Origin of the sequence: Glutamicibacter uratoxydans (genome assembly GCF_006539925.1) — a bacterium.
GTDB lineage: Bacteria > Actinomycetota > Actinomycetes > Actinomycetales > Micrococcaceae > Glutamicibacter > Glutamicibacter uratoxydans.
The window spans coordinates 161,823-180,836 of the sequence record NZ_BJNY01000005.1 but is presented as its reverse complement, the minus strand read 5'-3'; the positions used below and the strand labels follow the sequence as shown (position 1 = coordinate 180,836).

Genomic DNA, 19,014 nt, shown 5'->3' with positions numbered 1-19,014 from the left:
TCGCGTAGCGTTGAGCCATGTCTCATGTCTGGCCCTACCTCCCGGCGCGTGCCGTCAACATCACCTCATTGGCGGAATTCGACAGGCTTGCCGCCGAAGCGCTGAATACATCCAGCGCCCGCGGGCGCGGCTGGCGCGTTCACCGCGTGGATCTGCGCGAGCGGGATGCAGTGCTTCCAGCCCTGGATTTATCTGAAGCGCTATTTATCGACTGCCAGTTTTCTCCGAAGGGCAGGGAATTGATTGAACGCACTGGCGGGCTGTGCATGGACTCCGGGCACCACCTGCCTTTCCGGACCAGTGACAGGGGACTTTATACCCCGCAGGAACTCTATGACGGGATCCGCGCCGAAACCTATGACAAGGTCCTCGACGCCCAGATCTACGCGTACTCCCAACATAGAAATCCGGGCAGGTCGCTGGACGATGCGGATGCCATGGCCACCACGCTGCACGACCACCACATCGGCCAAGCGCTGATTGCTGAAATCTACGACGGTGCGTTCAAGGACACCCCGATTATCGGAGTCATGGGAGGGCATGCCATGGACCGGGGGACCGAGCAGTACGCGCAGGCCCTGCGGCTCGGAGCGATGCTGACCCGATCTGGATATGCCGTGGCTACCGGTGGCGGGCCAGGGGCGATGGAGGCGGCCAATGCAGGCGCCTGGCTGGCTGACTATGACCAGAAGGATGTCGCAACGGCGTTGAGCATGCTGGCTGCCGAACCCGATGCGATCCACCACCGCACCGGCTGGGCCCGGCTGGCGCTCGCCGTGAAGGACCGCTTCCCTTCGAGCCACAAGTCGTTGGGCGTGCCGACCTGGTTCTACGGTCATGAGCCGCCCAATCTCTTCGCAACGCACATCGCGAAGTTCTTTACCAACTCGATCAGGGAAGCGACGCTGCTGGAGCAGTCGAACGGCGGGATCATCGTACTGCCCGGCGCTGCGGGGACGGTGCAGGAGATCTTCCAGGATGCCTGCGAAAACTACTACGCCACCGGAGCCCGCGTTGTGCCCCTGGTGCTGGTGGGGGAGGAACACTGGACCAAGACCCTGCCGGCGTGGCAGCTGCTGAAGGCGCTTGCGGCGCAGCGGGTGATGGAAGACAAGATCGCACTGGTGGACAGCGTCGAAGAGGCAGTGGCATTCCTTGGGACCGTGCAGCCGCTGCGCAGGCGCACCAGGATTCCCGGACAGTAGCTTGCCCATCCGCCCGCTTCGCTGATGTTCAACATATGAAATATTGATATATCAGTAGTGACTTGGGTCACGCTCGTTGTTAGCCTGAATCTCATGGCGGCTGCCCAACGAGTGCAGCCGCCCTTTCATCGGTCGCAAAGGGGCGAGAATGAGGAAAATTACTGCGATTGCCGTGGCGCTGGCTGTCGGTTCTGCAGGGGGATATGTGGCGGCTGCGGGACAGGCTCCCGCCGCTGCAACCGAGACGTCGAGCGCATGCACCGTGAGCCAGTATGCAATGGCTCTGCGCTGGCAGCAGCAGTCCGCCGAAGCGCAGGCACTGCAGGCGCAGACCTACGCAATGGCGACGGCGAAGCTTGAGCAGAAGGTCAAGGAAGCCCGCACCAAGAGCAACAATGGCAAGGGCAACTCCGCGCCAAAGCATCAGAAGCTGGCAATCATCACGGATCTTGACGAGACGGTCATCGACAACACCGCGCTGCTGGCACGGGACATGCAGCAATGCCACGACTACACCACCTGGGATACGTGGGGAGCCTGGGAGCAGGATGGGCATCCTGCGCTGATCAACGGAGCCAAGGACTTCTTGGACCGCGCTGACCAGCTGGGAGTGGACATCTACTACATTTCGGACCGCAGCGTAGAGAATCTCGATGCGACCCTGGCCAGCCTTGAAGAGCTGGGCCTGCCGCAGGTGGATGAAGACCAGGTCCTGCTGCTGGGGCCTCCGAAGCAGGAGCGGCGGGCCAAGGTGCAAAGCGATCACAGGGTTTTGATGCAGCTGGGAGATACGCTGCACGACTTCGACCAGCGTTTTGCCGGCAGCCCATTAACGCAGCAGCGCAGCCTGGTGGAGCAGAACGTTGAAAAGTTCGGGGACGAGTGGATCGTCCTGCCGAATCCTACCTACGGTTCGTGGTCCAAGGCTGCGCTGGATGTATGGGATGCGGAACTAACCGTCGGCGACTAGGCGACGTTGGTGCCGAAGAGCAGGCCCAGGCAGTAGGTCACCGCTGCGGCGCCCCAGCCGATGGCCAGCTGGCGCAGGCCGCGCTTGAGCGGCGAGGCGCCGGAGAGCAGGCCGACGATGCCGCCGGTGACCATCAGGGCGACGCCGACCAGCACCACGGAGGTGATGATGGCTGCGATCCCGGTCATGCCGAAGATGTACGGCAGGATCGGGATCACCGCACCCGAGGCGAACATCAGGAATGAGGAGGTGGCGGCGCCGGTGGCGGAGCCTAGTTCCTCGTGCTCGTTCGCCAGTTCCTCGGAGCGTTCCTCCGGGTTCAGCGAGAAGGATGGGTTGCAGTCGCAGGTGAACAGGCCCATGCGCTCGGCGGCGCGGTGCTCTGCATCTTCGTCGCTCATGCCGCGTGCCTTGTAGATCAGCACCAGCTCGTTGGCGTCGAGGTCAAGGTGCTGGGCCGCGGTCAGGGTGACCTGGGTGGGGCGCGAAGCGGTGAGCAGCTCGCGCTGGGAGCGCACCGAAACATACTCGCCGGCGGCCATGGACAGCGCGCCGGCCAGCAGGCCGGCGATGCCGGAGAACAGCACCATGCCGGCGGAGACGCCGGTGGCTCCGATGCCCATGACTAGTGCCAGGTTGGAGACCAGGCCGTCGTTGGCGCCGAACACTGCGGCGCGGAAGTTGCCGGAGAGCTGAGCGCGGCCTGCGGTGGCCAAGGCCCGGACTACTTCCTCGTGGACCTGCTCGTCCGCAGCCATCTGCGGCGTGGCATCCTCGTCCTTGGCGTAGGGGGTGCTGCTTTCGGCGCGCTGGGCCAGGGCCAGGACGAAGACCGAGCCGAAGCGGGCGGCCAGAAGCCTGAGGAAGCTGCGGCGTAGCGAGGGGCGGACCGGACGGTCGTGTTCGCCCAGCTTGGCGCGCCAGTATTCTTCGTGCCGGGCTTCTGCTTCTGCCAGGCCGAGCAGGATCTGCCGCTCTTGGCCGGTTTTCTTTTCTGCCAGTGCGCGGTAGATGGCGCCTTCTGCTGCTTCGTCGGCAACATATTGGCGCCATCTGCGGATCTGGGCTGGGGTTGGCTGTGTCGCGGGGTTGTGTGACATCGCGAGGATGACCCTCCTACGGCCGGGGATTTCCTGTGAAACCCAAAATTTTGTTCAGCCACCCAGCTTAGTCAGGCTGTGGTGCCGGGGGAATTTGGCAAGGCTAAAAGCCCGCTGCCTTCCCTGTGGCAAGCCCGCGGCGGCGACAAAGACAATGAGCTCCGAATGGGCAGGGTCGAAGACCGGGCGCCGGGCGGCCCTGGTGACCAGGCGTTCGAGCTGTTCAGGATGGGAAACGTAGCGGGTGTACCAGCGGCCCTGGACCTTGAACTGTACCTGGCCGGTTTGCAGGTCGATGATGGGGAGGACAGAATATGCCATGACACGACAACTCTCGCTGAGCTCTTGCCCGCGCATCGGTCGATGCCCGGACCGCTTCTTCATCCGAACCACCCATGAACCTGGGGTTGGTGCGCGGCCAGTCGGAGCTTGGCGCCGCGTCTCGTGAAGCAACAATTTTGATGCTACCGGCCGGATATGACGGCGTGAAGTTCTGTTCCGTAATATGACCCGCTTTCATGCTTCTGCAGGCGTCGGGCCTTTAGCCTTGCGTCATTTTTCCCTGAGAAATTGCTTCTATGACGCGGCGCTGCTCCAGCCACTGGTCGGGGGAGTAGTCCGGCAGGTTCATCGCTTCCGCGCGCAGACCTGCCTTGCCATCCAGCAGTTCGCGGACGATGTCCAGGTGTCCTGCATGGCGCGAGGTCTCGGCAATTATGTGGACCAGCAGCCGCTCCAGATTCGTGTGCCGGTGGCGGATCCACCAGGGAACTTCGGCGGGCGAATCGAGTTCCAGTTCATCGAAGCCTGCCTCGGCAAAGCTCACTGCCTGCCGGTAGAGGCCAATGATCTGTGCCCCGCTCAGCTGAGCAGGCGGAAGGAAATCGCTCTGCGGGTCATCGAGTTCCAGCAGGCCCGCCACGTAGTCGCTGTCCACTGCGCGGTTCAGGCAAAGCCCGAAGTACCCGTACTCGGTGACCGCCAAGTGGTGGACGACTCCGAGGATATGGGTTCCCGTTGGCGTGAGCGGGCGCCGGGCTAGCTCTTCGCTGAGCCCTTCAGCCTTGAAGATGACTGCTTCGCGTGCGTCGTTCAGGTATTCGCGCAGCGTGGCGGCGGTGGAATTCGCAGTGGTGTCCATAGGGCGAGCATAGGGAATCGCAGCGGCAGGGGGAACCCTTCTCCGGCACGAAGTTGCGTATTGGTAAACTGCAGGCAGTGGCTGGCCGGCGTTAGCGAGAATAACGTGGTCTTTGAAATTACAAGAGAACAGGTCTTGGTGCGCTTAGATGAAAACGTTGCCCGTAGAATCTTCCGGCTCGACGATCAACATCGGCGCCCGGCTGCGCGGTGTACGCCAGCAGCAGCGGATGACCATCGACCAGGTCGCCGAGCTCTCTGGGCTGACCAAAGGATTCCTCTCGCGTGTTGAGCGAGACCTGACCAGCCCCTCGGTGTCCACCCTGATCAAGCTCTGCGAGGTGCTGGGCATCGAGGTCGGGACGCTGTTTGAAGTTCCCGAAACCCAGCTGGTCCGCTTGGCCGATGCGCCGCGCGTATCGCTGGGCGGCGAAGGCATTACCGAGCAGCTGGTCACTCCGCGCGGTGAAAAACGAGTGCAGGTCATCCGTGCAGAGGTTGCTCCGCAGGGCGCTGGAGAAGCCGAGCTGTACTCGGTGGACTGCGAACTGGAGGTCTTGCATGTGGTCTCGGGGCAGTTCGCGCTGGTGCTCCCGGACCAGCGCTGGGAGCTGGCGGCAGGGGACACGATCACCTTCCCCGGGCGTGAACCGCACAGCTGGGAGAACCTCTCCGATGAGCCTGCGCTGGTTTTGTGGACGTTGATTCTCTGATGATTTTTTGATCGGTTTTACTGCGAATCACGCAACATTCTGCGCACCGGCGTGGTTCAAGGGCAAGAGTGCCAGTTCGCACCGCGTATTCTTGAAACAGTGTCTTGTTAGAGGAAGCAGCATGCAATGAGAAGAAAGGAGTACCGTGGCGACTGGCAAACCAACTGACGAATCAAAAGCTCCGCAGAGCGAATTGCGGGCGATCAGCTGGTGGGCGTCAGTGGCTTTGGGCCTGTTGATCGGGCCCACGCTGACGTGGATTCGCACCCAACGGTATTTCTTCTTCGCCGGCGCCGCTATTTTGGCGGTAGTCATTATCGCCATCGGCATCTACACGATCAGGCGCAGGGCCAAGCACCCCGAACTGGCTCATGCGAAAACGAATCTGGCCTATGGCTTTTGGACTATTGTCCTGCTGATCTTCGCCGGTCCGGTGCAGCTGGTCTATGTTGCCACCGACCTGACCGGGCTGATCATCAAATCATTGATCCTCTCCGCCGGTTTCATCTTTGGAATTCACGAAGTGGACCGCGCCTTGGTTAAGGCCACGAAGGCCAACTCACCGGTTTCCACGACCGAATAGCGTCCGAAGCTCCCGCCGGAGCTTTTTGGAGCTTCCGCCCTATCTCTTGTGCGCTCTGCACAAAACAGCACTACGCCTAGTGCATAGTGTGATCTGCATCATCAGTGACAAGGAGATGCGGATGCAGGGTGCAGGCGGCGGTGCCGAAGTTGGATTGAAGAAGGTTCTGGGCAAATGGGATGCCTTGGCTATTGGAGTGGGCGCCATGATCGGCTTCGGCTGGGTGGTGCTCACCGGAGATTGGATCGTCAGCGCCGGCCCGATCGGCGCATCGTTGGCCATGCTCGTCGGCGGTGGGATCATGGCGGTGGTGGGATTGACTTATGCGGAATTGGTTTCCGCCATCCCGAAAGCCGGCGGCGAACACAACTATCTGCTGCGCGCCATGGGCGCCCGCTGGTCTTTTGCCGGGTCCTGGGCCATCGTCGGCGGGTATATCACCATCGTCGCCTTTGAAGCGGTGGCGCTTCCAAAATCCGTGCAGTACATCTTCCCGAACCTGTCCCAAATCAAGCTATGGGACATCGCCGGCTCCGAGGTCTATCTGACTTGGGCGCTGGTGGGCGTTGTGGGTGCGGTGGCCATTACCGCGATTAATATTCGGGGGATCAAGACCGCCGGCATCGTCCAGACCTTTGTTGTCATCTTCCTCTTCATTATTGGCGCCATGCTGCTCACCGGTGCCTTCGCCGGTGGGGATCCAAAGAACATGGAACCGTTCTTCGTCAATGGGACGGCGGGATTCTTCGGTGTGATGATCGTGGTGCCATTCATGTTCGTCGGCTTCGACGTCATCCCCCAGTCCGCGGAGGAATGCGACATTCCGCCGAAGAAAATCGGCAAGTATGTGGTGGTCTCCGTGATGATCGCGACCGCTTGGTATGTCATGGTCGTGCTGGCCACCTCTTCCGGCCTGGGCCAGCGGGCACTCGCCGGATCCGATCTTGCCACCGCCGACGCCATGGGGGCGCTGTTCACTTCCGAGGTGATGGCGAAGATCCTGATCGCCGGCGGCATTGCAGGCATCCTCACCTCTTGGAACTCGCTGCTGATGGGCGCCTCGCGGCTCATGTATGCCATGGCGCAGTCGGGCATGCTGCCGCGCTGGTTCGCCTACCTGCATCCGGTCTACCGCACCCCGAGCCATGCACTGCTGTTCATCGGAGCCTTGTCCCTGCTTGCTCCATTCTTCGGCACCGCGATGCTCGGGTGGCTGGTCGACTCCGGGTCTCCGTCGATCGTGATCGCCTACCTGCTGGTCGGCGTGGCCTTTCTGATCCTGCGCCGCCGGGAGCCGGGCATGGAGCGTCCGCTGCGCATTGGCGGCAGAGGAAACTTCGGCCAGGTGATCGGTGTGCTCTCGGTGCTGTTCTGCGCCGGGCTGATCAGCCTCTACCTGCCGGGGATGCCCGCTGCCATCGGCTGGCAGCCGTGGCTACTCTTCGGCGGCTGGTGGCTGCTGGGCACCTTCTTCCTGCTGCGGGTGCCGCGCGGGGTGTCTCCGGGCGAGGATGCTGAAGAGCAGCTGCTGGCGATGATCAGCATCAGGCAGCAGGCCAGACTGGGCGCGATCGGGGTCGACGCGGCTGGCGCCCGGTCGAAGAGCATCAAGAGCGCAGCCGGCAAGCGGCGCTGAGCGCCAGGCGACGCAGCCGGCGCCGGGGAATAAGCCTCCGGCGCCGGCGATTTTTAACCCCCGGACGCCTTGACGTTAGCTGACGCACAAAATAGCATAATGGGAAACGTAAGTTTCATATTAGACAACTAGTGGCTGGAGCAGCCACGGCGTCGGAAGGATGTTCCCATGAAGGAAATCAGGATTGAGGACAACGGCAATCTGGGCCCGATCAACGCGGCCCTGATCCCGCGCTATGCAGGCCTTGGCACCTACGCCCGCCTGCCGCGCTTGGACCAGGTGTCCAGCGCAGACATCAAGATCGTCGGCGTGCCTTTCGACACCGGCGTCTCCTACCGCCCGGGCGCCCGCTTCGGCTCCACCCACGTGCGCGAATCCTCCCGCCTGATCCGCCCCTACAACCCTGCTACCGGCACCTCGCCGTTCGCGCAGAGCCAGGTCGTGGACGCCGGCGACATGGCGGTGAACCCGTTCAACATCAACGAAGCCATCGAAACCATTGAGCACGAGGCCCTGGAGCTGACCGAGGACGGCGCTTCGCTGGTGACCATCGGCGGCGACCACACCATTGCCCTGCCGCTGCTGCGCGCCGCTTCCAAGCGCGCCGGCGCCCCGGTGGCCATGCTGCACTTCGACGCCCACCTGGACACCTGGGACACCTACTTCGGCGCCGAATACACCCACGGCACCCCCTTCCGCCGCGCGGTGGAAGAAGGCATCCTGGACACCGAGGCGATCTGCCACGTCGGTACGCGCGGCCCGCTGTACGGCAAGAAGGACCTGGAAGACGACAAGCGCTTCGGCTTCGGCATCGTGACCAGCTCGGATGTCTACTACCAGGGCGTCATCGAGATCGTCGACAAGCTGCGCGCCCGCATCGGCAACCGCCCGCTGTACATCTCCGTTGACATCGACGTGCTGGACCCGGCTCACGCACCGGGCACCGGCACCCCGGAAGCCGGCGGCATCACCAGCCGCGAACTGCTGGAGATCCTGCGCGGCCTGCGCGGGCTGAACATCGTCGGTGCAGACATCGTCGAGGTGGCCCCAGCCTATGACCATGCAGAGCTGACCGGTGTGGCCGCAAGCCATGTCACCTACGACCTGATCTCCCTGATCAGCGACTTCCGCGCTAACAACGGACGCAACAGCTAATGACAGCGCAGCGCAACGGCGGCGACCTGGTCATCGAGACCCTCGAAGCCCTCGGGGCTAAGACGGTCTTCGGCATCCCAGGCCAGCACGCCCTAGGACTATTCGACGCACTCTCGCGTTCGGACCTGCACTTCGTCTCCTCCCGCGTGGAGAACAACTCTGCCTTCGCCGCCGACGGCTACTCGCGGGCCACCGGCGAGGTCGGCGTGCTGTTCCTCTCCACCGGACCGGGCGCTTTGACCTCCCTGGCGGGCCTGCAAGAAGCCTATGCCACCGGCGTGCCGATGGTGGTGGTGGCAAGCCAGATTCCGCTGGATGGACTGGGTGCGCGCCGCAAGGGCATGCTGCACCAGCTCGATGACCAGAAGGCCTCGGCCGCCAATGTCACCAAGTTCCAGCAGACCGTGCATCATGCCTCCGGCATCCCTTCGGCCATCCAGGACGCCTGGGCCAAGGCCATCACCGTGCCCATGGGCCCGGTCTGGGTCGAGGTGCCGCAGGATGTGTTGCTGGCCCCGGTCATGGTGCCGCCGGTGCGCGATGCGCTGGCCGAAGCCTATGACCACCCGCCGCGCGTGGAACTGGTCGAAGAAGCGGTGCGCTGGCTGTCCGAGGCCAAGCGCCCGGCCATCGTGGCAGGCGGCGGCGTGCGCCGGGCAGGCGCCCAGGCAGCGCTGCTCAAGGCAGCCGAAACGCTGGACGCCCCGGTGCTGTGCACCCCTGGCGGCAACGGCGCCTTCGGCTGGGACCACGAGCTCTCGCTGCAGTCCTGGGTGGAGGACCGCTATGTTTCCGAGGTGTTGGAAGACGCCGACGTGCTGGTGGTCATCGGCTCCTCGCTGGGCGAAGTGTCAAGCAACTACTTCTCCCTGGCCCCGTGCGGACGCATGATCCAGATCGACGCGGAACCGCGCGTGCTGGAATCCAACACCCCGGCTCTGGGCATCCGTGCGGATGCCAAGGCCGCGCTGGAGTTCCTCAATGACCAGCTGGCGGCGAGCGGCTTCGCCTCACAGGCCGACTGGCATGGTTCGACCCCGCAGCAGGTGGTTGTGCAGACCCTTGCCAAGGTGCAGGCCCGGCTGGATGGCCAGGACTTGGCCAAGGAGCGGGCCTTCATGGCGGATATCCGCGCGGCGGTGCCCGATGACATGCAGACCTTCTGGGACATGACCATCGCGGCCTACTGGGGCTGGAGCTGCTGGGATGCCCGGACGGGCGAATTCCATTCGGCCCAGGGCGCCGGCGGGCTGGGCTTCGGCTTCCCCTCGGCGATCGGCGGCGCCATCGGCACCGGCAAGCGCGTGCTTGCGGTCAGCGGCGATGGCTCATCGATGTACTCCATTGCCGAGCTCGCCACCGCCAAGCAGCACAACGCGCCGGTGACTTGGCTGATCGTCGACGACGGAGGCTACGGCATCCTGCGTGAATACATGGAGGGCGCCTTCGGCAAGGCCACCGCCACCGAACTGGCCCGCCCCGACTTCGTGGCGCTGGCCCAGTCCTTCGGCGTTCCGGCCCGCGCCGTGGCTCCGGAAGGCATCAAGGACGCGCTGGCCGAGGCCTTCGAGGCCGAAGGCCCGAACGTGATCGTGGTGCAGACCCTGCTGAAGATGTTCGCCCCGACCCACCTGTAGGAGGCCGCGCAGAACCCGCAAGCGCCCCGTCAGCCAATAACGGCTGCCGGGGCGCTTTTTCGGATAATTCTTGAATGTGCTCAGTGCGTGAAGTGGTAGACGATGCCGAAGAGCATTGCCGAGAATCCCATGCTGACGCCGATGAGCAGTGGCACCCAATCCTGGGTTGGTGATTGGGCTGCCAACATCACTGCAAAGACACCGAAGAGCAGCATTGCTCCGATGCCTCCGATGATCACGCCTCCGCCACCGTGGTGCCGTACTGCGGAGTGTACGGTTCGATTGCTTTGTCGTTCCATAGTCGTATCGTACGACTTTGCTCTTCGAAAGCCGAGGGGGTAGTCGAAAGATCTTCGATTCCCGGCTCCTGCCGCAGGTGCTAGACGGTGCGCAGTTCGCGGATCCGCTCCGCCGCCGAATTAAGCGCAGGATAGTCGGCACCGGGGCCCTGGGCGATGAAGCCCGGGCACAGGTGGTCCGCGGCGAACTGCGCTCCGTAGCCCAGGCCGCGGTAGCTGCCGCCGGCCATGCGCACCAGGTGGGCGCCGGCGGCAACGTCCCACACCTTGGTATCGAAGCCGATCGTGGCATCGCACCAGCCGGCGGCGACATGGGCCAGCGCCAGCGCGGCGGACACCTTGCGGCGCACCGTGGCAAAGCCCTGGATCCACTCGCCGAGCAGCCCCATGGCCAGCGGCCCGTCCTTGAGCATCGACTCGGCGCCCGGGTAGTCGGTCATCAGGTTGGCACGGGCCTGTTCAGGACGCGGGCCGGGCTGCAGGACCGTCCCGTTGAGGTAGGCAGCATCCAGATTGGCGCTGAATTCGTCACCCGAGACCGGGTCGATAATCGCCGCAGCGACCAGCTGGTCGTCGATGGCGGCGGCGATGGAGACGCAGAAGAACGCAATGCCGTGCACAAAGTTGCTGGTGCCGTCGATCGGGTCCACGATCCACTGGACCTTGCCGGGGGCCCGGGTGCCGGCGTCTGTCTCAACCAGCTCTTCGCCCAGCACCCACGAATCGGGGACGGCCTGGCGCAGACGCCGGGTGATCAATTCCTGGCTCTGCCGGTCGATGCGCGTGACCAGGTCATGGGTGTTGGTCTTCTCCTCAACCTGCACGCCGCTCCTGAAATGGCTTTTGAGCAAAGAAGCAGCTTGGCGAGCTGCTTCCAGGGCTGCAAGACGCAGCGTTTCAGCAGTGGCAGGAAAAGCAGAAGACGATAGATCATGCACGGTTCAACATTACCGGGACTATCCGCCAGCGTAGGTACTGTAGGCAAGGCTAGAACTGAAAAACCCACGGCGATGAGGGATGATTCAGTGAATTCAACCCGTAGCTCATTACGATGGGCACCATGAGCAATATAGAGGTTCCGCGTGCCGTCGTTGTGCGGATGTTTCCAGACTATGCAGATACCGTTTTATGGTTCAGAAACCCCATCCGCTATGAAGACTCAAAATTGTCTGCTGACTTGGTTGAAGACCTTAAACGGTGGGAGCAGTCATTTTATGAGGGGCTAAACCGTGACTACGAATTCAAATCTGAAACGTTGGCCTGCAGGTTTGTGGAAGACGGGAAGATTCTTGCCCAGCGTGTTGCGGACGAGCTAGGCGAAAATTTTGTCATTGAACTCCAGGAGGACAACGCTGCTGGCAGGTACCAAGCCAAAAGACAGGCTTTGAATGCCGAGGCAGCTGTAGCTTTCGACGCCATGGCCCTTGAAGTACAAGCCGAAGACGAAGAAGTTGCCCGCTGTATTGGGGCCGTCCGTCGCGGAGAAACCACTGGCTGGTACGCGTATTCGCCTGGCTCAGGAGCAGTCTTTATGCCGCGCGATACCCCGGAAGATCTGCAGCGAGGCTATCCGGAGGCTGAAGCATAAAGCAACCAAGAAGCCGACGGTAATAGCCCTCTACTTGAGCGAAATCCATTGATGCCTTGAACAGGTCTAGCGGAACATGATCCTAGGCAAAGTGATTCTTGCCTGGAAAACCTGCGTGCCAAACCCTCTTCAAAAGGTGATTCAGGGCTATGAAAAATTGAGCTTCATCAAAGCTGTTATGACAATTGTGCTGAGTCTCAGCCTGAGCCAAGATGGACTTCTTGCCCCGGAAGCCCGAGCCGAAACCATCACATAGCAGAGCGACACCGTGGTCGGGCGGCGTCCTCGAATCTGATGAGTATGAGCGCCGAAGAAGCAGCCAACTGTCGCTTGAACTCCAGTGAAGCTGGCACTGAGGCACTGAGAATCCTGGATCAGACCGAGTGCTTTGCCCTTGGTGTGGATGGAACTTCAGAGTTGATTGACCATGCACTGAACGGGGATTTGTACTTTCTTGACAAGTATTTGGTCACTCCTGCCTAAAGCCCGTGAAACAAATGAATCTAACGTTGGAATCACATACCAGCGCTAGGAGAGTTGTAGATGAGCGGACTGAGACCACTGGACGGCATTATCGTCGCCGACTTCTCCCGGGTGCTGGCAGGCCCGCTAAGCACCATGACCTTGGCAGACCTCGGCGCCACCGTGATCAAGGTCGAGCGCCCCGGATCGGGAGACGACACCCGCAGCTGGGGCCCGCCGTTCTCCGCCACCGGAGCCACCTACTTTGAATCGGTGAACCGCAACAAGCAGTCGATTGCGCTGGACCTGCGCGAGGACGAGGACCGGGCGGTGGCCCGCGAACTGGCCGTCGCGGCGGATGTGCTGGTGGAGAACTTTCTCACCGGCGGCATGGACAAGCTGGGGCTGGGCTACGAAGAGCTTTCCGTGCTGAACCCCTCGCTGATCTACGTCTCGGTCACCGGCTACGGGTCCAAGGGAGGGGCGACAATCCCCGGCTACGACTTCATCGTCCAGGCCCTGGGCGGGTTAATGTCGATCACCGGCGACGCGGGCTCCGATCCGATGAAGGCAGGGGTTGCGCTGGTGGACGTGCTGACCGCCAAGGACGCGGCCATCTCCATCCTCGCCGCGCTGCAGAACCGCCAGCGCACCGGCCGCGGCGCGCACATCGAGGTCAACCTGCTCTCCAGCCTGCAGGGAGCCCTGGCCAACCAGGGGCAGGCCTACCTGGGTGCAGGGAAGATTGCCGGGCGCATGGGCAACGCCCACCCCTCGATCGTGCCCTACCAGCTGCTGAACTGCCGCGGGGGATCGGTGGCGGTGGCCTGCGGCAACGACGGCCAGTTCGCCAAGCTGTGCGCTGAGCTGTCGATGCCGCAGCTTGCCGGCGATCCGCGCTTTGCCACGAACACCGCGCGGGTGGCGCACCGCGAGCAACTGATTCCGCTGCTTGAGGCCGCCTTGGCCGGGGACGACGCGGACTCCTGGCAGCGCCGGCTCAGCGCGGCGGGAGTTCCTGCCGGCAAGGTGGCGAACATTGCCGAAGGAATCGAGTATTCCGCGAGCCTCGGTCTGGAGCCGACCATCACCGTGGTGGACGGCGCGGGCCAGGAAGTCGGCGAGCAGATCAGGCACCCTGCAACGTGGACCCCTGCGCTTGACTCGCCGCGGCAGGCCCCGCCGGGGCTGGGAGAGCACAACCAGGCGGTCCGCCAGTGGCTGGCTTCACGGGCCGGAGCCGCAGCGGCAGGCCGCAGCTAGCTGATTCCTGCAGCCTGCGCATGGCGCAGGGCCAGCCATAGGTGCGCCGAAACATCGGGATCGTCCACGTCGACGCCGATCAGTGAACGCACCAGCTGCATCCGGTAGCGCAGCGTATTGCGGTGCAGGCCCAGCTCCCGGGCCGCCTCTTCCCAGGTGCCGCGGTGGCGCAGGTAGCTGGTCACGGTGGAGACGAGGTCGGCGCGGGTGTAGTCATGCAGCAGCTTGACCCAGGTGGCCGCCTTGGACTCGTCGCTGGATCCCAGGTGGGTCAGCGTTCCTAAGGGGGCGCGGGCGGCGGAGGCGCGCAGCGCATGGAGCACCGAGGGAAGCTGGGCACCGTTGAGCGCGGCGGACAGCACGGCAGCTGTTTCGGGAATTTCAGCAGTTCCCCGCGGCCCAAAGGCCAGGGACTGGAACTCGGTGTCTTCCAGATCATCGAACGGCTTGGCGGACTGCGGCTTGAGCAGGGACGAATCCAGCAGCGCGATCAGGATGCCATCCTGTTCGAAGATGAAGGGGCAGGCCTGCACCGCGGGGACCAGGTCATAGGGCTCCTCGCCGGCCAGTCCGCGCACCGATTCGGCGGCGAAGGCTGGAGGTATGGCGCTCTGTGCTCGCAGTGCCAGGAGCCTGATGCTGCTGGGCAGATCGGGCAGCCCCGAATCCTCTGCCAGCATCCTGGCAGCTTCCAGCTGTCCGCGCACCGCAAGCTTGGCCACCGCGCCTCCCAAGACCGACGCCGATTCGGTGAGCTGCTCGCGCTGCTTGGCGCGCATGGCCAAGAGCACGCAGACGGTCGTGATGACCTGCCGGTCCGCCGGGGTCAGGCGGCGTCCAGGCCCCAGGCTGAGCACCCCGTAGACCTGGGCATTGACCAGGACCGGATACAGCACGACGGGCTGGTTCAGCAGCTCAAAGGTTGCCGTGCTCGGCGCTTCCAGAGTTGCCAGCTGCTGGGACTCCCGGCGCACCTTGGGCATGAACTGCTCGGCTGAGGCGGGCCACACGGTTTCTCCCTCGCTGAAGCGCGGAACGAAGGCGGCCCATCCGCCCAATGACTGGGCCAGGTTCCTGACCACGGCGGGCACCGCATCGGGGCGCATGGCAGCCTGGGCCATGGCCGTCTGGGTGCCCAGTGAATCCATCAGCCCGGCATTGCTGCTGCGCATGGCCAGCTGCCAAAAAGCGCGCGAGACATTTTGGAACGGCACCTGGTCGGGAACTACTACCAGTTCGACGCCCAGCTGCTGGCAGGCCTCGGCAAGGGCCGCAGGCACCGATTTCAGCGACGGGCCCAGGCCTACGCCTAAAACCCGAATGCCCTTGTCCTTCAGGCGCTTCACATAGGGCTTCGGATCGGTCAGCGAACGGGCGAAGATCATTCCGGTGGTCAGCAGCAGCTCGCCGCCGAGCAGATACGGCGTGGGATCTTCCAGCTCTGAAATGTGCACGCCGGTCAGCGGGGCGCTGCTATAGGACCCGGTAGGACCCGGTTCAAGATCTGAGGACAACGCTGTACCCAGCTGAAGCAGAGTGATCATAGAAAAAGTATCCGATAACAATGAGCCTCTTGTACAAATTGTCTAAGGTGTCTGGCGGTAATCTCTCGTAGTTTTTTACAAAGAGACAACAGGTGACGCATCAAGGCGCACACCGCGCAGAACCAGAGAACACAGAACGGGAGACTGCCATGACCGCAGAACACGTGCTTGACCCATCAGACCTGATCAACTTCGATGCGCTGCTGAGCGAAGAAGAACTGGCGCTGCGCTCCCGGGTGCGCAGCTTCGTCACCGAGAACATCAAGCCGAACATCGCCTCCTGGTACGAGAATGCAGTGTTCCCGCTGGAAATCGTTCCGGAAATGGCAAAACTCGGGCTGCTGGGCATGCACCTGGAGGGCTACGGCTGCGCCGGACGCTCGGCTGTGGAATATGGCCTGGCAGGCGCCGAGCTGGAAGCTGGAGACTCGGGCCTGCGCACCTTCGTCTCCGTGCAGGGATCCCTGGCCATGAGCGCCATCTACAAGCACGGTTCCGAAGAGCAGAAGCTCGAATGGCTGCCGCAGATGGCGGCCGGCGAAGCCATCGGCTGCTTCGGCCTGACCGAACCAACCGCCGGCTCTGATCCTTCCAGCATGAAGACCTTCGCCCGCCGCGACGGGGACGACTGGGTACTCAACGGCACCAAGCGTTGGATCGGCCTAGCCAACGTGGCCAAGGTGGCAGTGATCTGGGCGCAGACCGAGGAAGGCATCCGCGGCTTCGTCGTGCCTACCTCCACCGCAGGATTCAAAGCCACTCCGATCGAGCCGAAGCTGTCCATGCGCGCTTCTATCCAGTGCGAAATCGAGCTCGTCGACGTCCGGCTGCCGGGCACCGCGGTGCTCCCGAACGTGAAGGGCCTGAAGGGCCCATTCTCCTGCCTGAACGAGGCGCGCTACGGCATTATCTGGGGCGCCATGGGCGCCGCCCGCGATGCCTTCGAAGACGCGCTGCGGTACTCGCAGGAACGCCTGCAATTCGACAAGCCGCTGGCCGGCTACCAGTTGACCCAGCAGAAGCTGGTGGACATGGCGCTGGAAATCAACAAGGGCTTCCTGCTGGCGCTGCACATCGGCCGGATGAAGGACGCAGGCACGTTGGACCTGCACCAGATCTCGGTGGGCAAACTGAACAATTGCCGCGAAGCGATCGAGATTTGCCGCGAAGCGCGCACCATCCTCGGCGGCAACGGCATCACCCTCGACTACTCGCCACTGCGCCACGCAAACAACCTCGAATCGGTGCGCACCTACGAGGGCACCGATGAAGTGCACACGCTGATCCTGGGCAACAAGCTCACTGGCGTTCCGGCCTTCCGCTAAGAAGCCGAGGACGAGAATGGACACGATGACTACCACCCTGCGCCAGTACATCAACGGGCAATGGACTAACGGCCAAGGCGCCGGCATCAGCACCGCCGCAGCCAGCGACGCACAGCAGGTCATTGCCCGGGGACAGGCCGCCACCGCCGAACAGGTCCAGCAGGCCTTCGCCTCGGCCGCCGCCGCGCAGGCTTCATGGGCCAAGCTGCCCATGGCTGAACGCGGCGGCTACCTGCTCGCCGCGGCGCAGCACCTGCGCGAGCACTCCGAGCAGTTCGGTGAAGAGCTGGCCTTGGAAGAAGGCAAGACCAGGGCCGAGGGAATCGGCGAGGTGCTGCGGGCCGCGCAGATCCTCGCCTACTACGCCGGCGAGTCCGAACGGGCCGCAGGAACCGTCTACCAGTCCCCGCGCGCCGGCGAACAGATCCTGGTCACCCACAAGCCGCTGGGCGTGGTTGGGGTGATCACCCCGTTCAATTTCCCCATCGGCATCCCCGCCTGGAAAATTGCCCCGGCCCTGGTCTTCGGCAATACCGTGGTGTTCAAGCCGGCAAGCCTGGTGCCGCTGCTTGCCATCAGGCTGGTGGAGTCCCTGCACGCCGCGGGGCTTCCAGCAGGCGTTGTGAACCTGGTCATCGGCCCGGGGGCACTGGGCGATTGCTTCCTTGCTGACGAGCACCTGGCGGGCCTGAGCTTCACCGGATCCACCGGCGTCGGGCGCCAGTTGTGCGCCGCGGCCGCAGCCCGGGGCATACCGGTGCAGGCGGAGATGGGCGGCAAGAACGCCTCGGTGGTCCTGGCCGACGCAGACCTGGACCTCGCCAGCGAGCAGGTGCTCTACGGCGCCTTCCGCTCCACCGGGCAAAAGTGCACCGCCACCAGCCGGCTGATTCTCGATGCGTCGATCGCTGATGCGTTCCTTGCCAAGCTCACCGGGCTGCTGGATGCATGGGTCACCGGCGACCCGTTGGATCCAGCGGTGCAGATGGGGCCGCTGGTGGATGCCAAGGCCGCGGGCGCCGCCCGCGCGTCCCTGGCCCAGGCGCTCGCCGAGGGCGCCGAACTGATCTACCAGGGCCGGGGGCCTGCGCAGGAAAGCTTCATGGCACCGCACATCCTGTTGCTTGCCCCGACAGAGGCAGGCCGGAACAACATTGCCTGGCGCGAGGAATTTTTTGCTCCGATCCTGTGCGTCACGGTGGTCGACGGGCGGGAGGCGGCCTTTGCCGCGGCGCAGGATACCCAGTTTGGGCTGAGCCTTGCGCTCTTCACCCGGGACTTGTCAGCGGCTTTGGAAGCTCAGAATCAGCTGGATGTGGGTATTCTGCATGTAAATTCAGAGTCAGCAGGTGCGGATCCGCACGTTCCCTTTGGCGGCGCTAAGGCCTCTGGCTTCGGGCCCAAGGAGCAGGGCGCGGCGGCCCGCGAGTTCTACACCCACACCACCACGGTGTACCTGAAGGGTTGAACCCCAGATCCGCAGGACCAAAGGAGAACAGTATGGCAATTGAAAATATCCTCGTGATCGGCGCGGGAACCATGGGCCGCCAGATCGCCATGAGCTGTGCGCTGGGCGGCTACGCCACGGTGCTGCAGGACATCTCCGAGCCGGCGCTGGCGGCGGCCCGGACCGAACTGGAAAGCTGGGCGGCCTCTCGGGTCGCCAAGGGCAAGCTGAGCCAGGACGCTGTGGATCAGGCCTTGGGGCTGCTCAGCCAGACTGCAGATTTGGATGCCGCGGCCCGGGATGCAGACCTGGTGATCGAAGCGGCGGTGGAACGCCTGGACATCAAGGAGGAGATCTTCGCGCGGCTTGGAAAGATCACCGCTGCCCACGCCATCCTTGCCACCAATTCCTCCACGCTGCCGTCATCCAAGGTTGCCGCCGCCAGCGGGCGCCCCGCGCAGGTGTGCAATATGCACTTCTTCAATCCAGCGCTCGTGATGAAATGCGTGGAGATTGTGCGCAATGACCAGACCAGCGATGCCACGGTTGCAGCTGTCACCGAGGTGGCCCAGCGCTTGAACAAGCAGCCGGTGTTGGTGAACAAGGAGATTCCCGGGTTCATCGCCAACCGCATGATGGGGGCCATCAACCGCGAGGCGCTGAACCTGGCCCAGGCGGGCATTGCAAGCATCGTAGACATCGACACCACCGCGCGTACGGCGCTGGGACATCCGATGGGGCCCTTCGAGCTGATGGACATGGTGGGCTTGGATGTCGTGGACTTCATTGCCCAAGCGAACTATGCAGAAACCGGGAACGACGCGGATCTGCCGCACCCGTTGATCGTTGAGAAGGTCAAGGAAGGCAAGCTGGGCCGCAAGAGCGGGGAAGGCTTCTACCCCTACAACTGACAGAGCGGCTGCGACAACAGGCCTGCACCCCGGGCT

Annotated in this window: 20 protein-coding genes and 1 riboswitch; of the genes, 14 read left to right on the top strand and 6 right to left on the bottom strand. The window is 63.4% G+C overall.

Features of this window, described 5'->3' with window-relative positions; translation table 11 throughout:
- Window positions 1-17 precede the first annotated feature (17 nt).
- Window positions 18-1,205 (top strand): LOG family protein, encoded by a 1,188-nt coding sequence (locus AUR04nite_RS05465; protein WP_141362771.1) that lies wholly within the window; start codon window positions 18-20, stop codon window positions 1,203-1,205.
- Between the two features lie 148 nt (window positions 1,206-1,353).
- Window positions 1,354-2,175 (top strand): 5'-nucleotidase, lipoprotein e(P4) family, encoded by an 822-nt coding sequence (locus tag AUR04nite_RS05460; protein WP_141362769.1) that lies wholly within the window; start codon window positions 1,354-1,356, stop codon window positions 2,173-2,175.
- Here the strand turns inward: AUR04nite_RS05460 and AUR04nite_RS05455 are convergent.
- The 3 genes from AUR04nite_RS05455 to AUR04nite_RS05445 form a co-directional block, all read right to left on the bottom strand.
- Window positions 2,172-3,275, bottom strand: a complete 1,104-nt coding sequence (locus AUR04nite_RS05455) for a VIT1/CCC1 transporter family protein (protein ID WP_141362767.1) — start codon at window positions 3,273-3,275, stop codon at window positions 2,172-2,174. The two genes, AUR04nite_RS05460 and AUR04nite_RS05455, sit on opposite strands and share 4 nt — an antisense overlap.
- Before the next feature lie 54 nt (window positions 3,276-3,329).
- Entirely contained in the window at window positions 3,330-3,596 is a 267-nt protein-coding gene (locus tag AUR04nite_RS05450) for a hypothetical protein (protein WP_141362765.1), read from the bottom strand.
- A gap of 15 nt (window positions 3,597-3,611) precedes the next feature.
- Window positions 3,612-3,725: riboswitch (SAM riboswitch) on the bottom strand.
- 91 nt (window positions 3,726-3,816) lie between these two features.
- Window positions 3,817-4,416, bottom strand: a complete 600-nt coding sequence (locus AUR04nite_RS05445) for a DinB family protein (protein WP_141362763.1) — start codon at window positions 4,414-4,416, stop codon at window positions 3,817-3,819.
- A gap of 148 nt (window positions 4,417-4,564) precedes the next feature.
- Between AUR04nite_RS05445 and AUR04nite_RS05440 the strand changes: the two genes are divergently transcribed.
- The 5 genes from AUR04nite_RS05440 (at window position 4,565) to AUR04nite_RS05420 (ending at window position 10,139) form a co-directional block, all read left to right on the top strand.
- Window positions 4,565-5,128, top strand: coding sequence for a helix-turn-helix domain-containing protein (locus tag AUR04nite_RS05440; protein ID WP_141362761.1), 564 nt, complete (start codon window positions 4,565-4,567; stop codon window positions 5,126-5,128).
- A gap of 145 nt (window positions 5,129-5,273) precedes the next feature.
- Window positions 5,274-5,711, top strand: coding sequence for a hypothetical protein (locus AUR04nite_RS05435; protein ID WP_141362759.1), 438 nt, complete (start codon window positions 5,274-5,276; stop codon window positions 5,709-5,711).
- Window positions 5,712-5,832: 121 nt separating this feature from the next.
- On the top strand, window positions 5,833-7,347 hold the full coding sequence (locus AUR04nite_RS05430; protein ID WP_141362757.1) for an APC family permease: 1,515 nt from the start codon (window positions 5,833-5,835) through the stop codon (window positions 7,345-7,347).
- Window positions 7,348-7,515: 168 nt separating this feature from the next.
- Window positions 7,516-8,502 (top strand): agmatinase, encoded by a 987-nt coding sequence (speB, locus tag AUR04nite_RS05425; RefSeq protein ID WP_141362755.1) that lies wholly within the window; start codon window positions 7,516-7,518, stop codon window positions 8,500-8,502.
- A complete protein-coding gene (locus tag AUR04nite_RS05420; RefSeq protein WP_141362753.1) occupies window positions 8,502-10,139 on the top strand; it encodes a thiamine pyrophosphate-binding protein in 1,638 nt (545 codons plus the stop codon). Before speB ends, AUR04nite_RS05420 begins: the two co-directional genes overlap by 1 nt.
- An 80-nt stretch (window positions 10,140-10,219) precedes the next feature.
- Here the strand turns inward: AUR04nite_RS05420 and AUR04nite_RS05415 are convergent, their stop codons facing one another.
- Both AUR04nite_RS05415 and AUR04nite_RS05410 read right to left on the bottom strand, forming a co-directional pair.
- On the bottom strand, window positions 10,220-10,438 hold the full coding sequence (locus tag AUR04nite_RS05415) for a hypothetical protein (protein ID WP_141362751.1): 219 nt from the start codon (window positions 10,436-10,438) through the stop codon (window positions 10,220-10,222).
- A gap of 80 nt (window positions 10,439-10,518) precedes the next feature.
- Window positions 10,519-11,376: an inositol monophosphatase family protein gene (locus AUR04nite_RS05410; RefSeq protein WP_141362749.1), complete on the bottom strand. Its 858-nt coding sequence runs from the start codon at window positions 11,374-11,376 to the stop codon at window positions 10,519-10,521.
- 122 nt (window positions 11,377-11,498) lie between these two features.
- Here AUR04nite_RS05410 and AUR04nite_RS05405 point away from each other — a divergent pair, with 122 nt between their 5' ends.
- The 4 genes from AUR04nite_RS05405 (at window position 11,499) to AUR04nite_RS05390 (ending at window position 13,751) form a co-directional block, all read left to right on the top strand.
- A complete protein-coding gene (locus tag AUR04nite_RS05405) occupies window positions 11,499-12,026 on the top strand; it encodes a hypothetical protein (RefSeq protein WP_141362747.1) in 528 nt (175 codons plus the stop codon).
- Between the two features lie 76 nt (window positions 12,027-12,102).
- On the top strand, window positions 12,103-12,282 hold the full coding sequence (locus AUR04nite_RS05400; protein WP_141362745.1) for a hypothetical protein: 180 nt from the start codon (window positions 12,103-12,105) through the stop codon (window positions 12,280-12,282).
- 44 nt (window positions 12,283-12,326) lie between these two features.
- Entirely contained in the window at window positions 12,327-12,509 is a 183-nt protein-coding gene (locus AUR04nite_RS05395) for a hypothetical protein (protein ID WP_141362742.1), read from the top strand.
- Window positions 12,510-12,569: 60 nt separating this feature from the next.
- Entirely contained in the window at window positions 12,570-13,751 is a 1,182-nt protein-coding gene (locus tag AUR04nite_RS05390; protein ID WP_141362740.1) for a CaiB/BaiF CoA transferase family protein, read from the top strand.
- On the opposite strand, the gene AUR04nite_RS05385 is transcribed toward AUR04nite_RS05390, so the two are convergent.
- Window positions 13,748-15,295, bottom strand: coding sequence for a helix-turn-helix domain-containing protein (locus tag AUR04nite_RS05385; RefSeq protein WP_141362738.1), 1,548 nt, complete (start codon window positions 15,293-15,295; stop codon window positions 13,748-13,750). The two genes, AUR04nite_RS05390 and AUR04nite_RS05385, sit on opposite strands and share 4 nt — an antisense overlap.
- Window positions 15,296-15,444: 149 nt before the next feature.
- Here AUR04nite_RS05385 and AUR04nite_RS05380 point away from each other — a divergent pair, with 149 nt between their 5' ends.
- The 3 genes from AUR04nite_RS05380 to AUR04nite_RS05370 are packed head-to-tail and all read left to right on the top strand — an operon-like array spanning window position 15,445 to window position 18,978.
- A complete protein-coding gene (locus tag AUR04nite_RS05380; RefSeq protein WP_141362736.1) occupies window positions 15,445-16,620 on the top strand; it encodes an acyl-CoA dehydrogenase family protein in 1,176 nt (391 codons plus the stop codon).
- A 25-nt stretch (window positions 16,621-16,645) separates the two neighbouring features.
- A complete protein-coding gene (locus AUR04nite_RS05375; protein WP_141362733.1) occupies window positions 16,646-18,088 on the top strand; it encodes an aldehyde dehydrogenase family protein in 1,443 nt (480 codons plus the stop codon).
- A 32-nt stretch (window positions 18,089-18,120) separates the two neighbouring features.
- Window positions 18,121-18,978 (top strand): 3-hydroxyacyl-CoA dehydrogenase family protein, encoded by an 858-nt coding sequence (locus tag AUR04nite_RS05370; protein ID WP_141362731.1) that lies wholly within the window; start codon window positions 18,121-18,123, stop codon window positions 18,976-18,978.
- Window positions 18,979-19,014: the final 36 nt, after the last annotated feature.

Coding starts and splice junctions, on each gene's coding strand:
- AUR04nite_RS05465 (WP_141362771.1), top strand. CDS start 18: ATGTCTCATGTCTGGCCCTACCTCCCGGCGCGTGCCGTCAACATCACC.
- AUR04nite_RS05460 (WP_141362769.1), top strand. CDS start 1,354: ATGAGGAAAATTACTGCGATTGCCGTGGCGCTGGCTGTCGGTTCTGCA.
- AUR04nite_RS05455 (WP_141362767.1), bottom strand. CDS start 3,275: ATGTCACACAACCCCGCGACACAGCCAACCCCAGCCCAGATCCGCAGA.
- AUR04nite_RS05450 (WP_141362765.1), bottom strand. CDS start 3,596: ATGGCATATTCTGTCCTCCCCATCATCGACCTGCAAACCGGCCAGGTA.
- AUR04nite_RS05445 (WP_141362763.1), bottom strand. CDS start 4,416: ATGGACACCACTGCGAATTCCACCGCCGCCACGCTGCGCGAATACCTG.
- AUR04nite_RS05440 (WP_141362761.1), top strand. CDS start 4,565: ATGAAAACGTTGCCCGTAGAATCTTCCGGCTCGACGATCAACATCGGC.
- AUR04nite_RS05430 (WP_141362757.1), top strand. CDS start 5,833: ATGCAGGGTGCAGGCGGCGGTGCCGAAGTTGGATTGAAGAAGGTTCTG.
- speB (WP_141362755.1), top strand. CDS start 7,516: ATGAAGGAAATCAGGATTGAGGACAACGGCAATCTGGGCCCGATCAAC.
- AUR04nite_RS05420 (WP_141362753.1), top strand. CDS start 8,502: ATGACAGCGCAGCGCAACGGCGGCGACCTGGTCATCGAGACCCTCGAA.
- AUR04nite_RS05415 (WP_141362751.1), bottom strand. CDS start 10,438: ATGGAACGACAAAGCAATCGAACCGTACACTCCGCAGTACGGCACCAC.
- AUR04nite_RS05405 (WP_141362747.1), top strand. CDS start 11,499: ATGAGCAATATAGAGGTTCCGCGTGCCGTCGTTGTGCGGATGTTTCCA.
- AUR04nite_RS05400 (WP_141362745.1), top strand. CDS start 12,103: ATGATCCTAGGCAAAGTGATTCTTGCCTGGAAAACCTGCGTGCCAAAC.
- AUR04nite_RS05395 (WP_141362742.1), top strand. CDS start 12,327: ATGAGCGCCGAAGAAGCAGCCAACTGTCGCTTGAACTCCAGTGAAGCT.
- AUR04nite_RS05390 (WP_141362740.1), top strand. CDS start 12,570: ATGAGCGGACTGAGACCACTGGACGGCATTATCGTCGCCGACTTCTCC.
- AUR04nite_RS05385 (WP_141362738.1), bottom strand. CDS start 15,295: ATGATCACTCTGCTTCAGCTGGGTACAGCGTTGTCCTCAGATCTTGAA.
- AUR04nite_RS05380 (WP_141362736.1), top strand. CDS start 15,445: ATGACCGCAGAACACGTGCTTGACCCATCAGACCTGATCAACTTCGAT.
- AUR04nite_RS05375 (WP_141362733.1), top strand. CDS start 16,646: ATGACTACCACCCTGCGCCAGTACATCAACGGGCAATGGACTAACGGC.
- AUR04nite_RS05370 (WP_141362731.1), top strand. CDS start 18,121: ATGGCAATTGAAAATATCCTCGTGATCGGCGCGGGAACCATGGGCCGC.